Annotated in this window: 15 protein-coding genes; 8 read left to right on the top strand and 7 right to left on the bottom strand. The window is 72.5% G+C overall.

Annotated features, from left to right (window positions below; genetic code table 11):
- Nucleotides 1-49 precede the first annotated feature (49 nt).
- From yaaA to ACGFH9_RS17710, 3 genes are all read left to right on the top strand, one after another.
- Complete coding sequence (gene yaaA, locus ACGFH9_RS17720) at nucleotides 50-847, top strand: peroxide stress protein YaaA (RefSeq protein ID WP_393220205.1); 798 nt, start codon at nucleotides 50-52, stop codon at nucleotides 845-847.
- 107 nt (nucleotides 848-954) lie between these two features.
- Nucleotides 955-1,647, top strand: a complete 693-nt coding sequence (locus ACGFH9_RS17715) for a hypothetical protein (RefSeq protein ID WP_393220204.1) — start codon at nucleotides 955-957, stop codon at nucleotides 1,645-1,647.
- Between the two features lie 72 nt (nucleotides 1,648-1,719).
- Nucleotides 1,720-2,682, top strand: coding sequence for a TAXI family TRAP transporter solute-binding subunit (locus ACGFH9_RS17710; protein ID WP_393220200.1), 963 nt, complete (start codon nucleotides 1,720-1,722; stop codon nucleotides 2,680-2,682).
- Between the two features lie 42 nt (nucleotides 2,683-2,724).
- On the opposite strand, the gene ACGFH9_RS17705 is transcribed toward ACGFH9_RS17710, so the two are convergent.
- The 3 genes from ACGFH9_RS17705 to ACGFH9_RS17695 form a co-directional block, all read right to left on the bottom strand.
- Nucleotides 2,725-4,167: a sensor histidine kinase gene (locus ACGFH9_RS17705; RefSeq protein ID WP_393220197.1), complete on the bottom strand. Its 1,443-nt coding sequence runs from the start codon at nucleotides 4,165-4,167 to the stop codon at nucleotides 2,725-2,727.
- 9 nt (nucleotides 4,168-4,176) lie between these two features.
- A complete protein-coding gene (locus ACGFH9_RS17700; RefSeq protein ID WP_355238042.1) occupies nucleotides 4,177-4,833 on the bottom strand; it encodes a response regulator transcription factor in 657 nt (218 codons plus the stop codon).
- A 71-nt stretch (nucleotides 4,834-4,904) separates the two neighbouring features.
- Nucleotides 4,905-5,216, bottom strand: a complete 312-nt coding sequence (locus tag ACGFH9_RS17695; protein ID WP_355618622.1) for a hypothetical protein — start codon at nucleotides 5,214-5,216, stop codon at nucleotides 4,905-4,907.
- Between the two features lie 96 nt (nucleotides 5,217-5,312).
- Between ACGFH9_RS17695 and ACGFH9_RS17690 the strand changes: the two genes are divergently transcribed.
- Complete coding sequence (locus ACGFH9_RS17690) at nucleotides 5,313-5,651, top strand: DUF952 domain-containing protein (RefSeq protein ID WP_393220195.1); 339 nt, start codon at nucleotides 5,313-5,315, stop codon at nucleotides 5,649-5,651.
- A gap of 75 nt (nucleotides 5,652-5,726) precedes the next feature.
- On the opposite strand, the gene ACGFH9_RS17685 is transcribed toward ACGFH9_RS17690, so the two are convergent.
- The 3 genes from ACGFH9_RS17685 to ACGFH9_RS17675 all read right to left on the bottom strand — a co-directional run bounded on the left by ACGFH9_RS17685 (nucleotide 5,727) and on the right by ACGFH9_RS17675 (nucleotide 10,601).
- Nucleotides 5,727-7,484, bottom strand: a complete 1,758-nt coding sequence (locus ACGFH9_RS17685) for a CDP-glycerol glycerophosphotransferase family protein (RefSeq protein WP_393220193.1) — start codon at nucleotides 7,482-7,484, stop codon at nucleotides 5,727-5,729.
- 265 nt (nucleotides 7,485-7,749) lie between these two features.
- Nucleotides 7,750-9,867, bottom strand: a complete 2,118-nt coding sequence (locus tag ACGFH9_RS17680; protein WP_393220190.1) for a DUF6077 domain-containing protein — start codon at nucleotides 9,865-9,867, stop codon at nucleotides 7,750-7,752.
- A 134-nt stretch (nucleotides 9,868-10,001) separates the two neighbouring features.
- Complete coding sequence (locus tag ACGFH9_RS17675) at nucleotides 10,002-10,601, bottom strand: TetR/AcrR family transcriptional regulator (RefSeq protein WP_393220230.1); 600 nt, start codon at nucleotides 10,599-10,601, stop codon at nucleotides 10,002-10,004.
- Nucleotides 10,602-10,818: 217 nt separating this feature from the next.
- On the opposite strand from ACGFH9_RS17675, the gene ACGFH9_RS17670 reads away from it, so the two are divergent.
- From ACGFH9_RS17670 to ACGFH9_RS17655, 4 genes are all read left to right on the top strand, one after another.
- Entirely contained in the window at nucleotides 10,819-11,712 is an 894-nt protein-coding gene (locus ACGFH9_RS17670; RefSeq protein ID WP_393220187.1) for an ABC transporter permease, read from the top strand.
- Nucleotides 11,705-12,526 (top strand): ABC transporter ATP-binding protein, encoded by an 822-nt coding sequence (locus ACGFH9_RS17665; RefSeq protein WP_355238060.1) that lies wholly within the window; start codon nucleotides 11,705-11,707, stop codon nucleotides 12,524-12,526. The genes ACGFH9_RS17670 and ACGFH9_RS17665 overlap by 8 nt, the downstream gene beginning before the upstream one ends.
- Nucleotides 12,527-12,671: 145 nt before the next feature.
- The gene (locus tag ACGFH9_RS17660; RefSeq protein ID WP_393220184.1) at nucleotides 12,672-14,180 is read left to right on the top strand and encodes a D-ribitol-5-phosphate cytidylyltransferase; all 1,509 of its coding nucleotides are present in this window, start codon (nucleotides 12,672-12,674) and stop codon (nucleotides 14,178-14,180) included.
- Nucleotides 14,181-14,222: 42 nt separating this feature from the next.
- Complete coding sequence (locus ACGFH9_RS17655; RefSeq protein ID WP_393220181.1) at nucleotides 14,223-15,899, top strand: CDP-glycerol glycerophosphotransferase family protein; 1,677 nt, start codon at nucleotides 14,223-14,225, stop codon at nucleotides 15,897-15,899.
- Here ACGFH9_RS17655 and ACGFH9_RS17650 read toward each other — a convergent pair.
- A complete protein-coding gene (locus ACGFH9_RS17650) occupies nucleotides 15,896-16,642 on the bottom strand; it encodes an alpha/beta fold hydrolase (RefSeq protein WP_393220178.1) in 747 nt (248 codons plus the stop codon). The genes ACGFH9_RS17655 and ACGFH9_RS17650 overlap by 4 nt on opposite strands.
- Between the last annotated feature and the right edge of the window lie 131 nt (nucleotides 16,643-16,773).

The following is a 16,773-nucleotide window of genomic DNA, read 5'->3' as shown; positions in this document are numbered from 1 at the left end:
CGGGCCGTACGCTGGCCAGGCCGCCTCCGTACCCGTTCGAGGAGACCCGATGCTCATCCTGCTGCCGCCCTCGGAGGGCAAGGCCGACGCCGGCACCGGGCGGCGATGGACGCCGGACAAGCTTTCGCTGCCGGAGCTGAACCCGGCCCGCGAGCGGGTTCTCGACGCGCTCGTGGCGCTCAGCGCGGGGCCCGACGAGGAGGCCGCGCTGACCGCGCTCGGGCTCAGCGACGGTCAGCGCGGCGAGTTGCGGCGCAACGCCCGGCTGCGGGAGGCGGCCACCGCGCCGGCCGAGCGGCTCTACACGGGCGTGGTCTACGAGGCGCTGGAGCTGGCCACGCTCCCGTCGACGGCGCTGCGGGCGGCCCGCCGGTCGATCCTCATCAGTTCCGGGCTGTGGGGCGCGGTACGTCTCGCCGACCGGATTCCGCCCTACCGCTGCCCGATCGGGGCCCGCCTACCGGGCGTCGGGGCGCTGTCGACGTACTGGCGTCGGGAGCTGCCGTCGGTCCTCGCCGGCGCGGCCGGTCGGGGCCCGGTGCTGGACCTGCGCTCCGGCGCGTACGCCGCCACCTGGACTCCGCGCGGTGAGCTGGCCGAGCGGACGGTCACCGTGCGGGTGCTGCACGAGCGGGAGGTCGACGGTGTGCCCGTCCGCTCGGTCGTGAGCCACTTCAACAAGGCGACCAAGGGGCGTCTGGTGCGTGACCTGCTCCTGGCCGGCGTCAAGCCGCGTACCGCCCGGGAGCTGATCGGCACCCTGCGCGAGCTGAAGCACACCGTGGTGGAGGAACCGGCCGCCGCCGGCCGGGTACGGCAGGTGGATCTCGTGGTCACCGACCTGTAGCGGCGCGCAAGCCGCAAGATTTGCTCAAGGCTGGGCGGGACACGTTCCGTAACGGCTGCGCAGGGGCCACGGTAGGGGAACCCAGACTCCGGCAAAGGAGCCTTAAGTTGGCCCGAGATCCCGCCCTGCTCGACAGGCCCCGCCCACCGGCGACGCCCCCTCCGCTGGACTGGCTGACCCTGGGCGACGCGTTCGAGGCGGCCTGCCTGCTGCGTTGCACAGCGCCTCCGGCGGGCGCCCGACCGATCGCCGCGCTGCCGTCACACGCGCCGGGGGTCGAGTTCAACCGGGAGGACGCCGCGCAGCGGATGCGACAGCTGCTCGCGCGCCTCGACATCCCGGTCACCCAGGAGGTCACGGTCGGCGGGCTGCGCCGCCGATACGAGGTGCACCGGCTCTGGGTGCCGCCGGAGCACCGGGGCGCGTACGCCCGGCTGGTGGACGCGGGCTGGTGGCAGGGGCGTCGGGAGCTGCTGGGCGGTCCGGTGCCGGGCGCGTCGCCGGCCCGCCGCCGGTGGACGTCCCGCCTCGCGGCGGCGGCGTGGCGGTCGGCGCTGCTGGCCGGCGGACGACACGTGCGGCGGCACATCCTCGGCGTCCGGCTCACCGACCGGGAGTTGGCCGCCGTGCTGATCCGCGGCGCGGCAGTGCTCGACGTGCCGGCCGTACTCCGCCCGGGCACCGGCTGTTTCCTGGTCAGCGTCGCCGACGGGCCGGACCGTGAGCGCATCCTGCGCAGCGCGTCGACGGAGCCGGCGCGCGGCGCGGTATCGGAGCCGGGCCGCCGACCGGCCTGCTGAGCGACGCTCGGCCCCACCTGCCCCGAGGTACTGACGGGTACGGGCTTGCGCCCGCCCGCCGGAGCGCGCACAGTGCAGCGCGTGAGTCGTACCTCGTCGGATCGGGCCGGTCGGCGCCGCGCGGGGGCGGCGGCGCTGGCGCTGGTCGTGGCTCTGACCACCGCTGGCTGCCGTGACGACCCGGGCGAGCCGGTGGAGGTCCGGATCGCCACCGGCAGCCCCACCGCCGTCTACTACGCGTTCGGACAGTCCCTCGCGACCATCCTCAACCGCGAACTGCCCGGGGTACGGGCCAGCGTGGTGATCACCGCGGCCTCGGCCGAGAACGTCCGCCTGGTCGGCTCGGGGGCGGCCGAGCTGGGTTTCACCCAGGCCGACGTGCTGCCCACCAGCCCGACGCAGAGCCTGCCGGTGGACGCAGTGGCCCGGGTGTACGACGACCAACTGCATCTGGTCACGACCGACGGCGGCCCGGTCCGTACGGTCGGCGACCTGCGCGGCCGACGGGTGTCGGTGGGGGCGGCCGGCTCCGGCACGGAGATCACCGCCACCCGACTGCTGGAGGTGGCCCGGCTCGGCGGTGACGCGGTACGCCGGGAACGCCTCAACCTGGACGACTCGGTGGCCGCCCTGCGCTCGGGACGCATCGACGCGTTCTTCTTCTCCGGCGGTCTGCCGGTACGCGGCATCGAGGAGCTGGCCGGACGCAGCGCCACCCGGATCGTCGACCTCGGCGAGTGGACGGAACCGCTGCGCGCCCGCTACGGGCAGGTCTACGTCTCCCGGGACATCCCCCGCTCGGTGTACGGCATGAACCCGGTCACGACGGTCGCCGACCCGAACTACCTGATCGTGCGCGCCGACCTGCCGGAGCCGCTGGTCCGGGATGTGACCCGGCTGTTGATGGAACGTCGGGCGGAGCTGGGCGCGGCGCATCCGGCGGCGGGACGGATGAGTCCCCGCTCGGCGATCGCCACCGCACCGCTGCCGCTGCACCCGGGGGCCGCCGCCTGGTACCGCGCCGCCAAGCCCTGAGCCGCCGGATGACGACCGCCGCGGCCCGCTCCGCCGGGGCCGTCAACGCGCCGGGGCGGGCCGCCGTTCCGTGCTTGGCTCCTCGTCGGCCGACTCCACGTCGGCCGACTCCGTGGCCGGTTCCGGCGCGGGGAACCACAGGCCGGCGACCAGCCCACGCGGTGTGCCCGCACGCATCGTGAGCCGGCCGTCGGAGGCGTCCACCAGCACGGCGGCGATGGTCAGGCCGAGCCCGGCGCCGTCGACGTTCTGCGCGTCCGGGGCCCGCCAGAACCGCTCGGTGGCCTGGCCGAGCTGACTCTCGGTCATGCCCGGGCCGGTGTCGCGTACCTCCAGCACCACCCCGTCGTCGCGCCGGGCCACGGTCACCGTCACCGCGCCGCCGGCCCCGCTGAACTTCACCGCGTTGTCGATCAGGGCGTCCAGCGCCTGGTCGACGGCTGTCGGTACGGTCCACGCGTACGCCGGGGCGTCACTCGTGGCGAGGCGCAGCGCGACCGACCGGTGCCGGGCCAGCGGCGCCCACGCCGCCACCCGGGAGGCCGCCACGGCGGCGGCGTCCACGGTGACCCGCTCGTTCTCCTCACGCTCGGCGCGGGCCAGGGTGAGCAGCGCGTCGAGCACCAGCGCCAGCCGGTCGGTCTCCTCCAACGCCAACCGGTGCTCGGAGCGCCCGTCCGCGTCGGTCAGGCTGGGACCCAGTTCCTCGACCCGCAGCCGCAACGCCGTGAGCGGATTGCGCAGCTGGTGGCTGGCGTGCGCGACGAACGCGCGCTGCCGGTCCATCACGTCGGAGACCACGTCGGCCATGTGGTTGAAGCTGGCTGCGAGACGGCGCAGCTCCGGCGGCCCGAGTCGGTGCTGCACTCGGGCGCTCCGGTCGCCCTCGGCGATCTCGTGGGTGACCGCGTCCAGCTCGGTGACCGGCCGCAGCACCCAGCCGGCCAGTCCGAACGCGGTGAGCACACAAGCCAGCACGACGAGCAGGCCGGCCAGGGTGAGCAGCAGCCACCAGGTGGTCACGGCCCGGCGTATCTCGTCGGCCGGCGTCACGATCACCACCGCGCCGAGGACCTCACCGCCGTCGTTGATGGGCACCGCCACCACCACCGGGCCGGCGGACCACGGCCAGATCGATTCCGGCGCGCTGCTCTGCTGACCGGACAGCGCGACGTCCAGCACCGTGGCGGTCCCCGAGGACTGCCAGCTCGCCGAGTCCACGACGATGCCCCGGTCCCGGTCGACGACCGCCGCGCCGATCCCGTACAGCTCGTCGTAGCTGCGCAGCTCCGCCCCGATCGGCCCGGGTTCGCCGCCGCGCAGCGCCGGCCCGGCCAGCGAGGCGAACCGGGTGGCGTCCGCGAGCCGGTCGGCGCGTACGCGCTCGGTCTCCCAGCTGGCCAGGGTGACGGCGAGAGGGCTCTCCAACGCGACGAGGACGAGCACCATCAGCAGCAGGTAACTGATCACCAGTCGGCGGCGCACGGCGACCCCTCACGCATCGCGCAGCCGGTAGCCGACACCACGGACGGTCTCCACCAGGCGCGCGTCACCCAGCTTGCCGCGCAACGACCCGACGTGCACCTCGACCGTGTGCGGGTCGGCCCAGGTGGTGCCCCAGGCGTCGAGCAGGATGCGGTCGCGGGGCACCGCCACTCCCGGCTGGCGGGCCAGCGACAGCAGGACGTCGAACTCCTTGCGGGTCAGCGTCACCGCGCGCCCCGCCACCGTCACCGTGCGGGCGGGCACGTCGATGCGCACCGTCCCCGCCTCGATCAGGTGCCGCTCGGGGGCGGCGTTCGCGGCGCGCCGCAGCACCGCCTCGATCCGGGCCTGCAACTCCACCATCGAGAACGGTTTGACCACGTAGTCGTCCGCGCCCAGGCGCAGCCCGAGCACCCGGTCGCGCTCCTCACCCCGCGCGGTCACCGCGATGATGCCGAGCTGGCTGCTGCGTCGGCGCAGTTCCCGACACACCTCGGTGCCGTCGCCGTCGGGCAGGGTCAGGTCGAGCAGCACCAGGTCGCAGGGGGCGGCGGAGAGCGCGGCGGCGACGGTGGCCGCGTGCTCGACCTGGTAGCCGCGGCGGGTCAGGGCGGAGGAGAGCGCAGCGGCCACCCGGCGGTCGTCCTCCACCAGCAGGATCCGCACCGTGCCCCCATCCGTCGCAGCCGTCCTGCGAATGGTGGCAGAAGGGTGCCGCGAGCGGGAGGGCCGGTCTGCTACAGACCAAAGACGTCGTCGGCGACCGCGTCGCGGACGCCGTCGGTGAAGCCCCGGAAACCGGGGTCGTCGTGCCGGGCGGGCACGCTCGTGACGTTGACACCGCTGGCCTGCGTGACGGCGTCGACCAGCGGCGGGAAGTCGATCTCAGCGTCGTCGAAGGCGTCGTCGTCCGCCTCGGCCAGGTTGATCACGTGCTGCACGTCGTCGGACGGGGTGTCCGGGTCCTCGGCCCACTCGCCGCCGGCCCGGTAACACTCGTCGTACAGCCCGCGCTGGGTGTCGGTCCAGTCGTCGTCGTAGCTCGCCATCGTCCATCCCCTCCCGGCCGCTCCACCTGAGCATGCCGGGCGGTGGCCGGCGTCGGCGGCGGTACGGCCGAAACGCAGGCGACGTAGTCTGCGAAGGTGATCTACAAGCTGTTGCCGACCGTCGAGTGGGACGACGCCCGGGCCGCCGGAGTCGTCGCCGGCTCGGCCGTGGACCGCCAGGACGGTTTCATCCACCTGTCCGCCGTCGACCAGGTGGTGGAGACGGCCCGCCGGCACTTCTCCGGCGCCACCGGCCTGACCCTGCTCGGGGTGGACGAGGAGCGGCTGGCCGACGCCCTGCGCTGGGAACCCTCACGCGGGGGGCAGCTCTTTCCACACCTGTACGGGCCACTGCCGCTGAGCGCCGTGGTGACCGCACGGGCGTTGCCGGCGGACACTCCGGTCGCCGACGCGGTCGCCGCCCTGCTCGACTGAGCCGCACCGACGGCCCCGACACGACCGCGCCCGGTCCGACGGGTGTCGGGCCGGGCGCGGGACGTGGTGCGCGGGTCAGCGGCAGAGCCGGGTGATCTCCTCGGCGAACCGGTCCATCGGGTTGGTCTCCGCCGGCCCCAGCAGGTACGTCTTCAGGTCGCGGCGCGCCTCGATCATCGGGTCGTCGCCGACCCGGGTCACCGCCACGATCTTCTCCAGCTCACCGCAGTCGGCCGAGAGCAGGTACGCGGCCCGCGCGGTCGGGTACTCCCGGCGGAACTCGTCCTCCGGCAGGCCGGACGGGTTCGCCACCACGTACGGCCGCTGGCTCTGCACGAAGTCCGAGACCACACTGGACACGTCGCTGATCAGCAGGTCGGTCTGGTTGAAGCAGTCGAACAGCGCGGGCGTGCGGCCGGTCACCACCAGGTGGTCCGTACCGTCCAGGGACGCCGCGTTGGGGTCGCCGCCGGCGGCCCGGATCGCCTCGACGATGCGCTCGTGCACGGCCCGGGCGGCCTTCGACCGTGAGCCGGTGAGCGGGTGCGGCTTGTAGACCAGACGCACCCGGGGACTGGTGGCCAGCAGACCCTTGACGATCCGCTCACCCATCAGCACCAGCGAGGTGTGGTACGGGTCGTCGTCGAGCCAGCCCTCCCAGGTGGGCGCGTAGAGCACGGTGAACGGACGGTCCACCGACTCGGCTCCGAAGGTGTGCACGCCGGCCAACTGCGGCCGGCCGATCTCCACAATGTCCTGGTCGAGCACACCCACCGCGGCGCGGGCGTACCGCTCCCGCCCGGCCAGGCCGGCGACCCAGACCTCGTCGTACACCTTGCTGTAGGGGTTGACGCTTGCCTGCTTGTCGCTGTCGCCGTGCCCCACGAAGACGTGCTTCATGCCGGGCTCGCGCAGCATGTGGATGTTCGCGCCGACGTTCGCGGCGTAGAGGGCCGCGCGGACGCTGCCGAGTTCGAGGTTCATGAAGTCCACCCCGGCCGGTACGCAGATCACCGGCAGACGGGTGTCGGCCAGCTCGGCGAACGCCTCCCGGCTGCGCATCAGCACCACCGCACGCTGGTTCAGCGCCTCGGTCGGAGCGAGCCACATGTTGGCCTGGTAGACGTCCTTGGCCGGGCCGGCGAAGTAGAGCGCCACCTCGGGCCGGTACGTGTCGAGCCAGCGCTGCACGGCCGGCATCAGCGGACCCTGGCCGGAGCCACGACCACGCAGCCAGGTCACGGCGATGATCGCGCCCACCACCGCCGTCGCCGCCACCGTCACCGCGGCGGCGACGAAGTACGGCGTCGGCTCGTGCCGCACCGCGGCGACCATCGCGGCCGGGACCAGCAAAAGGTTGAGCAGCGGCATCCGCTCACCCGCGACCGCCGCCGCCCAGGCCGGCGGGCGGGGGGCCGAGCGCAGGGGGCCCAGCTCGATGTTGCGCACCAGGGCGGACTGCGGGTTACGACGGTCGATCATGGTGGAGAGCGCGCCGGCGAAGACGGAGACGACCCACACCGCCGCCGGCAGGATCAGCAGCAGGCTCAGCTCGGTGCCGTCGAGGGCGACCTCCGCGGCGACCAGCAGCACGGCCGCCAGGTCCCGGGTCAACTGCCGGTACGCCCAGTGCAGACCGACCTTTTCCAGCAGCACCTGCGACGGCGGGGACCAGCGGGCCACGGTGAACTCGCCCACCACCGCCGCCAGCCCGGCAACGGCGAACAACGCGACCCAGCCGAAGGCGCCTGCGACGAGCATGACCAGGTAGGCCAGCACCAGCAGCGCGCTGCGGGCGGCCACTCCGATGCGTCCTGTCAACGTGCCGAACAACGAGTTCGCTCCCTACGATTTGCGTGTTGGACGCATGCCCGCGGTGCGTCGATGACACTCCCCGTCGCGCATGACCTACCGCGCGCCCGGAGCGGCAGGTCACGACTGTGGTGATCCAGACCCCGTGCGGCGGGCGGTAGTGGTGACTGCGACCTTAACGCGAAGGCGCCCAGCGGTGTCGCTCGGGTATCGGGCGTACATTTCGGTCACCGTGCGGTCCGGCCGGGCACCCCAGGGTTGGGGAACCCGGCCGATCCAGGGGCGCTCAGCCGACCCGCCGGAAACAGGTCATCGCTCCGGGCGCGCGGCGCTTGGCGAACTCCTGGTAGCCGAGCTGCGGTGCCAGGTCACGGGCGTACTGGTTCCCGTTGTAGACACAGATCGTGCCCACGTCCAGCCGGTCGAGCGCCGGTGCCAACTCGGCCGGCGTCGCGGTGGTGGCGCCGTCCGCGAAGCCGGCGAGCAGCAGCCGGTCCTTGGCGAACTGGGAGTTGAGGTCGTACTCGACGAGGTAGAAGTCGCGCGGTAGGACGACCCGGACCTGGCTGGTGACGACCAGGGAGGTACGCATGATGGTCTTCGGCGCGAGCAGCAGACCCGAGGGCCGGTCCAATCCCTTGATCCAGAAGGCGATCGACTGGCGTTGCTGCGGCAGCTTCCAGGTGGGCCGCTCGTGCACGTCGACCCAGCTCTTGCCGGACCACATCGGCGTGGCGAAGAGGGCGAAGGAGGCCACCAGCAGCACCGCGATCCCGCCAGACGCGGCGCGACGCAGCACCGGCGTGGGCGCCGGCACGCGAACCGTGCAGAGCAGCCCGATAAGCGTCGGCAGGGCGAGCAGCCACGGCACCCGCCACAGCACCACCGAGATTCCACTGAGCGCGCTCAACGTCTCCAGCACACCGGGGACGAACAGAACGCTCAGCGCCAGGGTCGCACCGGCGGTGAGCAGCGCGGGCGTACGCCGGCGGGCCAGCAACGGGCCGCACCAGAGCGCCAGCCCGGAGATCACGCCGACCACGCCGAACAGCAGGGTCCGCTTGTAGGTGTACGCCGCGTCGAAGAAGGCGTCGTCCGCGCCGTCGGCGGCCAGCGCGCCGAGCAGGAGGCGGGACACCACCAGGGAGCCGATCGGGTACGTGAGGGCCGCCACCGCCGCCACCAGGGCGGGCTTCCAGCGCCCGACCAGCACCATGGCGAAGCCGGCGGCGCCGACCAGCATCGGCAGGATGATCGCGGCGGTGGTGGTGAGGCCGATGGCGGTGATCGAGAGCGCCACGATGAGCAGCAGGCTGCGCCGGGTACGCCTGTCGAACCACTCGGTCAGGTAGAGCCACATCAGCGGGATGACAGCCGAGACGAACATGCCCTTGCCCTCGTAGAGCCGGGGCAGGTGGAACGTGCCGAGCGCGGCGTCCCCGCCGGCGACCAGGTACAGGTAGGCGACGGCGACCGTGAAGGCGAGCATCGGCCGTCGCGGGGCCCAACGGTGGGTCAGTCGCCAGAGGGCGAGCACCGCCACCACAGCCATGATCGGCAGCATCACGTACCAGGTTGCCGAGGCGCCGTGGATCCCGAGCACGTTGGCGAGCGCGCCGTCGAACACCTCGATCGAGGGGATCGGGGGTTGCGAACCCATCGCCGGCAGGACGTTCTCGGAGAACAGGAAGTCGTTGAGCGGGATGAGATCCCGCTCGGCGATCCACACCGACTTGCCGACGTAGTAGACGTCGTCCGGGGTGTTGCGGGCGAGGAAGAACGAGGAGATTCCGACCAGTACCGAGATGACCAGCGCGTACGCCGACTGCGGCGCCGTGGGCATGGGCGCCATCGACGTGGGCGTGGGGCCGTTCAGCCAGACGCGACGCAGCAGCAGGATCCCGCCGGTCGCCGCGAGAAGGCCCGCCACCGCCGGAATCCACCACGAGAGAGCGGCGCCGGTGCCGACCACTCCGGCGCTGACCGCAGCCACCGCGGCGGCGACCAGCACGCCGATCAGCAGCCGACGGTCCAGGGCCGGCGGCTTGTGGGTCGCCTCGGTCGGCTCGGAACGCGCACCCTCGTCCGGGGCACTGTCGTCGGAGCGCCGACGGACACGCCTCACCACGGCCAGGGCGGCGAGCAGCACGCAGGCGACCAGCCAGATCCGGAAGGTCACCGACGGACGCAGATCCGCCAGGAAGGCCGCGTGGTAGAGGACGGTGAAGAGCGCGAACGCGACCACGGCGCCGTCGGTGAGCAACGCCGGGGCGGCGGCCACCAGCGCGCGTACCCGGGCGGTGGGGCTACGGTCGGGGCCCTGGCCCGACCGGGACACCGGCGTGGGGCGCGGTGTCGGGTCCGGGTCGGTGGGCGCGACGGCGATGCTGTCGACGTTGGCCACGGGCGTCCTTCTCGTCAGGCGGATGGGAGGGCGAAAGACGGATGTCGGCTCGGTGACGGCCGCATGTCAAGGGGGCAGCCTAGCGGAGGCGAGCGGCCCGCCAGGTCCCCGCTGCGGGTGGTGTCGCGGGCCGGTCAGCCGGAGACCGGGGTCGCCCGTGGCAGCGGTACGACGCCGGTCGCGCCGAGTCCGGCGGCCACCGATTCGACCAGGTTGTCCAGGTAGTTGTCGGTGAACGGCAACCGGGCGATGGCGAGTCGCCAGTAGAGCGGCCCGACGATGAGGTCGACAGCGGCGTCCGGGTCCGTGTCGGCGGGTAGCTCACCGCGCTGCACGGCACGGGTGACCAGGCGACCGCCGATCTCCTGCTGGCGGGAGTGCAGCACCTGCCGCAGGGTCGCGTCGATGGCCGGGTTGCGGGCGGCCTCGGCCAGCAGGTCCGGGATGATCTGCGACGCCAGGGGGTGGCGCAGCGCGTGCGTCACGGCCTGGAACAGCAGCGCCAGATCGCCGCGCAGGCTGCCGGTGTCCAGCACCGGCAGCTTGCCGTGGGCCGCCGCGGCGACGATCTCCACCACCAGGTCGAGCTTCGAACTCCACCGTCGGTAGACCGCCGTCTTGCTGACGCCGGCCCGACGGGCCACCGCCTCGATGGAAAGCCGGCCGTAGCCGACCGCGGCGAGCTCCTGCATGAGCGCGCGCCGGATGGCCGAGGTGATCTCGTCGCGCAGCACCGCCGCGCCGGCCGGTACGCGCCTCTTCTCGGTCGTCACCGAGGACTCTTCTCGCAGGTCACGCCCGCTAGAGTAGCGCAACGACGGTACGGTTGCGTCCCGACGTGTTTCGGACTACTGTCCACGCAGCGACGAGGCGACGTCCCGCGCACGCTTCCCACTAGGATTCCATCGTCGCGAGCAACCCGTCTGCACGAAAGATCGGAGCGCCATTTCCATGGCCACCACCGCGCTGGTCGACCCCGACACGGGCCTGACCCAGGCGCAGCTGGCCGCTCGGCACGGTCTACGGGTCGCTGGTGAGCGACCCACCCTCGCCGAGTACAGCCGCCGACTCTGGGCCTACCGGCACTTCATCGCCGCGTACGCCAACGCCAAGCTTGTCGCCTCGTACAGCAACGCCAAGCTGGGCCAGCTCTGGCAGGTGCTCACCCCACTGACCAACGCCGCGGTCTACTACCTGATCTTCGGGGTGGTGCTGGCACAGAACAGCATCCCGAACTTCATCGCGTACCTGACGACGGGGTTGTTCATCTTCAACTTCACCCAGAGCGCGGTCCTGGCCGGCACCCAGTCGATCAGCAGCAACCTCGGGCTGATCCGGGCGCTGCACTTCCCCCGGGCCAGCCTGCCGCTGTCCACCACCATGACCCAGTTCCAGCAGCTGCTGGCCTCGATGGTCGTGCTGGTCGGCATCGTGCTGGTCACCGGTGAGCCGATCACCTGGGACTGGCTGCTGCTGGTGCCGGCCCTGCTGCTGCAGGCGGTCTTCAACGCCGGCGTGGTGCTGCTGGTCGCCCGACTGGGTTCCAAGGCCAGCGACCTCAAGCAGGTCATGCCGTTCGTCATGCGCACCTGGATGTACGGCTCCGGCGTCCTCTACAGCGTCAGCCTCTTCGAGCGGCTGCCCGGCTGGGCGACGACGGTGGTCCAGTTCAACCCGCTGCTGGTCTACATCGAGCTGGCCCGGTACGCGCTGCTCGATCGGGCGCCACTGCTCAACGAGTCGCTGACCCAGCTCTGGCTGGTCGCCGCCGGTTGGGCGCTGGTGGCCGGCATCGGCGGCTACATCTACTTCTGGCGCGGCGAACAGGAGTACGGCCGTGGTTGATTCCCTGCCGGCCGCCGACGAGGCGACCGTCTCCCTGCCCGTGCTGACGTCGGAGCGGATCCCCACCGTGGTGGTGGACGACGCGCACATCATCTACCGGGTCCACCAGGGCGCGACAGGTGGCACCACCCCGGTCGCCGCGCTGCGGCGGCTGGTCAAGCGCACCAACGCGCCGAACGTGCGGGAGGTGCACGCGGTCAAGGGCGTGTCGTTCACCGCGTACCGGGGCGAGGCGATCGGGCTGATCGGCAGCAACGGCTCCGGCAAGTCCACGATCCTGCGGGCCATCGCCGGCCTGCTGCCGGTCAACCGGGGCGCGATCCACACCCAGGGGCAGCCGTCGCTGCTCGGCGTGAACGCGGCGCTACTCAACGACCTCTCCGGTGAGCGCAACGTCGTCCTGGGGTGTCTGGCGATGGGCATGCACCCCGACGAGGTCGCCAAGCAGGCCGCGGGGATCATCGACTTCTCCGGCATCAACGAGCGGGGTGACTTCGCCAGCCTGCCGATGCGCACGTACTCGTCGGGCATGGCGGCTCGCCTGCGGTTCTCCATCGCCGCCGCGAAGAGGCACGACGTGCTGCTCATCGACGAGGCGCTCGCCACCGGCGACAAGGGTTTCCGCAAGCGCAGTGAGCAGCGCGTACGTGAGCTGCGCGAGGGCGCCGGCACGGTGTTCCTGGTCAGCCACCAGCTCTCCTCCGTGCGCGACACCTGCGAACGGACGATCTGGCTGGAATCGGGCCTCATCCGGATGGACGGCCCCACCGACGAGGTCATCCGCGCATACGAGGCGTACGCGAACAGCAAGTAGAGTGCCGGCCAACTCCGGCATCGACACGGCTACCAGGACCGCGTCGCCCGCGTTGGGGCGGCGCGGTCCGCGCGTTAAGGTTCATTCCGTCGCCGCTCGGGCGGAACCTTCCGTTAACGCAATCCATGAGAGTGAGGATCCGGCAATGACGCAGGACCAGACCACTGGCCCGGACGCCGCAACGGAGACCCCCGCACCGTGGCGGCCCTCGCGGACAGTGGCCGTGGTGCTGGCCGGCGGCACCGGAACCCGGCTGGGTCTCGGCATCCCCAAGCAGCTACTGAAGATCGCCGGTAAGCCGATCATCGAGCACACGCTGGCGGTCTTCGAGGCCGCTCCGGAGATCGACGAGATCATCGTGCTGATGGCGAGCGGTCACCTCGAGGATGCCCAGCGGATCGTCGAGAAGGCCGGCCTACGCAAGGTCACCAAGGTGATCGAGGGCGGCGACACCCGCAACGCGACCACCCGGATCGCGCTCGACGCCGTCGGTCCGGCCGACTGCAACATCCTCTTCCACGACGCCGTCCGCCCACTGCTCAGCGGCCGGATCGTCCGCGAGTGCGTGAACGCGCTGTGGACCTACTCCGCCGTCGACGTCGCCATCCCCTCCGCCGACACGATCGTCCAGGTGGACGAGAACGACTGCATCACCGACATCCCGGTGCGCTCCCGGCTGCGTCGGGGCCAGACCCCGCAGGCGTTCCGCTCCCCCACGATCCGCGAGGCGTACCGGCTCGCCGAGGACGACCCCGACTTCGCCGCCACCGACGACTGTGGCGTGGTGCTGCGGTACCTGCCGGGTACCCCCATCAAGGTGATCGACGGCTCGGACGAGAACATCAAGGTCACCCACCCGGTCGACGTCCACCTGGCGGACAAGCTCTTCCAGCTCGCGGCGGCGCAGGCGCCCCGGCTCACCGACCACCGCAGCTACACCGAGGAGCTGACCGGCCGGACGATCGTGGTGTTCGGCGGCAGCTACGGGATCGGCCACGAGCTGACCGAACTGGCGCGGCGCTACGGCGCGCAGGTCTTCCCGTTCAGCCGGTCCACCACCGGCACGCACGTCGAGCGCGCCGAGGACGTCGAGGCCGCGCTGACGACCGCCTTCGAGGCGACCGGCCGCATCGACCACGTGGTGGTCACCGCCGGAATCCTGGAGAAGGGCGCCCTCGCCGAGATGGACGAGGAGACGATGGACCGGGTGTTGCAGGTCAACTTCGTCGGTCCGGTGACCATCGCCCGGCAGGCCCTTCCGTACCTGCAGCAGACCAAGGGTCAGCTGCTGCTCTACACCTCCAGCTCGTACACCCGGGGTCGGGCCCGCTACGCCCTCTACTCGTCCACCAAGGCCGCCCTGGTCAACCTGACGCAGGCGCTCGCCGACGAGTGGGCCGACGTCGGCGTACGGGTCAACTGCATCAACCCGGAGCGCACCGCCACCCCGATGCGCACGCGGGCGTTCGGCGAGGAGCCGGAGCACACCCTGCTGGCCGCGGAGGCCGTCGCCCAGTCCTCGCTTGACGTGTTGATCTCCGACCTGACCGGTCAGGTCATCGACGTACGCCGGGCACCCGGTGACGGGCCGTCCGTGCCGGCGCAGTCCGGCCCGGACCGGTCCGAGACGCCGGCCGCGGCGTCCGCGAACTGACGCCGACGGCACCGCGACACCGACGGCGGCGAACGGAGCAACATGCGTGGTGACCTGGTCCGCAAGCTGGCCGCCCGGTGCCTCAGCACCGGGCTCGCGGTGCTGGCATTCGTCGTGCTGGCCCTCACCGGCGTCACCGGATGGGGGCTCGCGCTGGCCGTCGCCGCGCTGGCGGCGGCGGCCGTCGAGCAGCGGGTCCGGCCCGGCGCGGACCTGGTCGCCGAGACCGCGCTGATCGCCGCGGCGGTCCTCGTCGGCTACGCCCGTCGGCTCGACGACGGGTTCGATCCGGCGCTGGCCGCCACGGCCCTGGTCCTGCTGGGGCTGGTGCTGCTGGTGGGGCCGCTGCGCACCGCGGGCAACCTGGAGATCCGGGCGGCGAACCTGCCGGTACGCGCCTGGACTCCCCTGATCGCCGACCGGCTCGGCGTCGCCCTGCTGGGGCTGCTGGCGGCGGTGGCGGTCGCCGCCGCGCTGGCCCTGCCGGCCGCCGTGGCGCTCGCCGCGAGCCTGCTGGTGGCCGCCGGCGCCGGGGCCGTCGCGCTGGACCTGGCCCGACGACGCTTCCGGCCGACCGCCGGCGGTGGGCAGGTGGCCCGCGCGCTGCGTCGGCACGAGCCGGAGTTCCTGCTCTACTTCTCCGCGCCACCCGGTTCGGAATACCAGGTCACCATGTGGCTGCCGTACCTCGAACGGATCGACCGGCCCTTTTTGGTGTTGGTCCGCGAGCCGGAGTTCCTCGCGCCGCTCGCTGCGGCCACCGACGCGCCGGTGGTCTACTGCCCCACCCTGCGGGCGATGGACGAGGCGCTGGTGCCGAGCCTGCGGGTGGCCTTCTACGTCAACCACGGGGCGAAGAACAGCCACTGCATCCGGTTCACCCAGCTCACCCACGTGCAACTGCACCACGGCGACAGCGACAAGGCGCCCAGCGCCAACCCGGTGTCGGGGATCTTCGACCGGATCTTCGTGGCCGGTCCGGCGGCGATCGACAGGTACGCCCGGGCCGGGGTGCAGATCCCGGCGGAGAAGTTCGTGGTGGTGGGCCGTCCCCAGGTGGAGTCGATCGAGGTACGTCAGGAGCCGACACGAGGGCTCGCCCACCCGACGGTGCTCTACACCCCGACCTGGACCGGGCACCACGCCGACGCCGACTACTGCTCGCTGCCGGTGGCCGAGGCGCTGCTGCGGAGGCTGGTGGAGCGCGGCGCGACGGTGATCCTGCGGGCGCACCCGTACACCGCGCAGAACCCGACGTCGGCCCGGCACCTGAGCCGGCTCACCGAGCTGCTGGCCGCCGACCGGGCGCGCAGCGGGCGGCAGCACGTCACCGGGGCGGCCGCCCGGGAGCTCAGCCTGACCGAGTGCGTCAACCGCTCGGACGCGCTGATCTCCGACGTCTCCGGGGTGATCTCGGACTACCTCTACTCCGGCAAGCCGTACGCGGTCACCGACATGGGCGACGAGGGTGACCGGTTCACCGAGCGCTTTCCACTGGCCGGGTCGGGCTACGTGCTGCGGCGCGACATGTCCAACGTGGACGCCGTACTCACGGCCCTGCTGGACACCGACCCGCTGGCCGACGCACGCTGGGTCACCCGCCGCCGCTACCTGGGCGACTTCCCGGCCGAGTCGTACGCCGAGGGTTTCCTGACCGCGGCTCGCCGGGAGCTGACGTCGGCGCGGGAACTGCCCGCGCCCGCACCCGCACCCGCCTAGCGGTACGGCTCCAGCAGCTCCAGCACCGCCGCCGGGTCCTCCAGATGGGCGTTGTGCCCGAGGCCGGGCAGCGTGACGACCGGCACCGCGTACTCCTTGAGCTGCGCGTCGGTGACCATCGGGTCGTGCTCCCCGCGCGCCAGCACCACCGGCACGTCGGTGGCGGCCAACAGCGCGGCCAGGTCGGGCTCGCCGACGGCGAACGCGCTCGTGTCCATCGCGAGCCGCCAGCGGCCGTCGACCTGACGCAGGCCGGCGTCCACCATCGGGTGGTCCGGTGCGACGAGACCGGCGAGGCCGGCGACCCGCAGGTAGCGGCGGGCGGCCTCGGTGCGGGTCGCGTACCAGCCCACCGGACGGGCCGCCAGCTCCGCCGCACGGGTCAGCTCCGTGGGTGACCAGACCGCCTTGATACCCAGCCCCACCACCGCGTCCACCGGCAGTCCGGCGGCGCGGGCCGCCAGCGCCACGCCGACCACACCACCGAGCGAGTGCCCGAGGACGACGATGCGGTCGTCGGGGGTCAGGCCCTGCGCGACCCGCTGGGCGAAACCCTCGAAGGAGTACGACGGCAGTGGCGCCGACCAGCCGTGGCCGGCGAGGTCGGGTGCCGACCATCGCCCGGGCCAGTGCTGTTCCAGAAGTGGTGCCCAGGGCAGCCACACGTCACCTGTCGCCCCCATGCCGTGCAGCAGCAACAGGATCGGCTCACGGCCGGCTTGACCACCCGGTTCTTCCGCCACGGCCGCAGTCTCCCACGGTTCGCCGCCCGGTACGAGAGCCGTTCAGCGGCGGTCGCCGCCCGGCAACGCAGACGCCGCGGGCGCCGGCCCCTCGTGGGGACGCGGCGCCCGCGGCGTCGTGGGGTGTCCGC

This window comes from Micromonospora sp. NPDC049102, from assembly GCF_043197485.1.
Classification (GTDB): domain Bacteria; phylum Actinomycetota; class Actinomycetes; order Mycobacteriales; family Micromonosporaceae; genus Micromonospora.
This window is presented reverse-complemented; position numbering and strand designations above follow the sequence as displayed.

Coding starts and splice junctions, on each gene's coding strand:
- ACGFH9_RS17695 (WP_355618622.1), bottom strand. CDS start 5,216: ATGGCGAGCTACGACGACGACTGGACCGACACCCAGCGCGGGCTGTAC.
- ACGFH9_RS17670 (WP_393220187.1), top strand. CDS start 10,819: ATGGCCACCACCGCGCTGGTCGACCCCGACACGGGCCTGACCCAGGCG.
- ACGFH9_RS17660 (WP_393220184.1), top strand. CDS start 12,672: ATGACGCAGGACCAGACCACTGGCCCGGACGCCGCAACGGAGACCCCC.
- ACGFH9_RS17655 (WP_393220181.1), top strand. CDS start 14,223: ATGCGTGGTGACCTGGTCCGCAAGCTGGCCGCCCGGTGCCTCAGCACC.
- yaaA (WP_393220205.1), top strand. CDS start 50: ATGCTCATCCTGCTGCCGCCCTCGGAGGGCAAGGCCGACGCCGGCACC.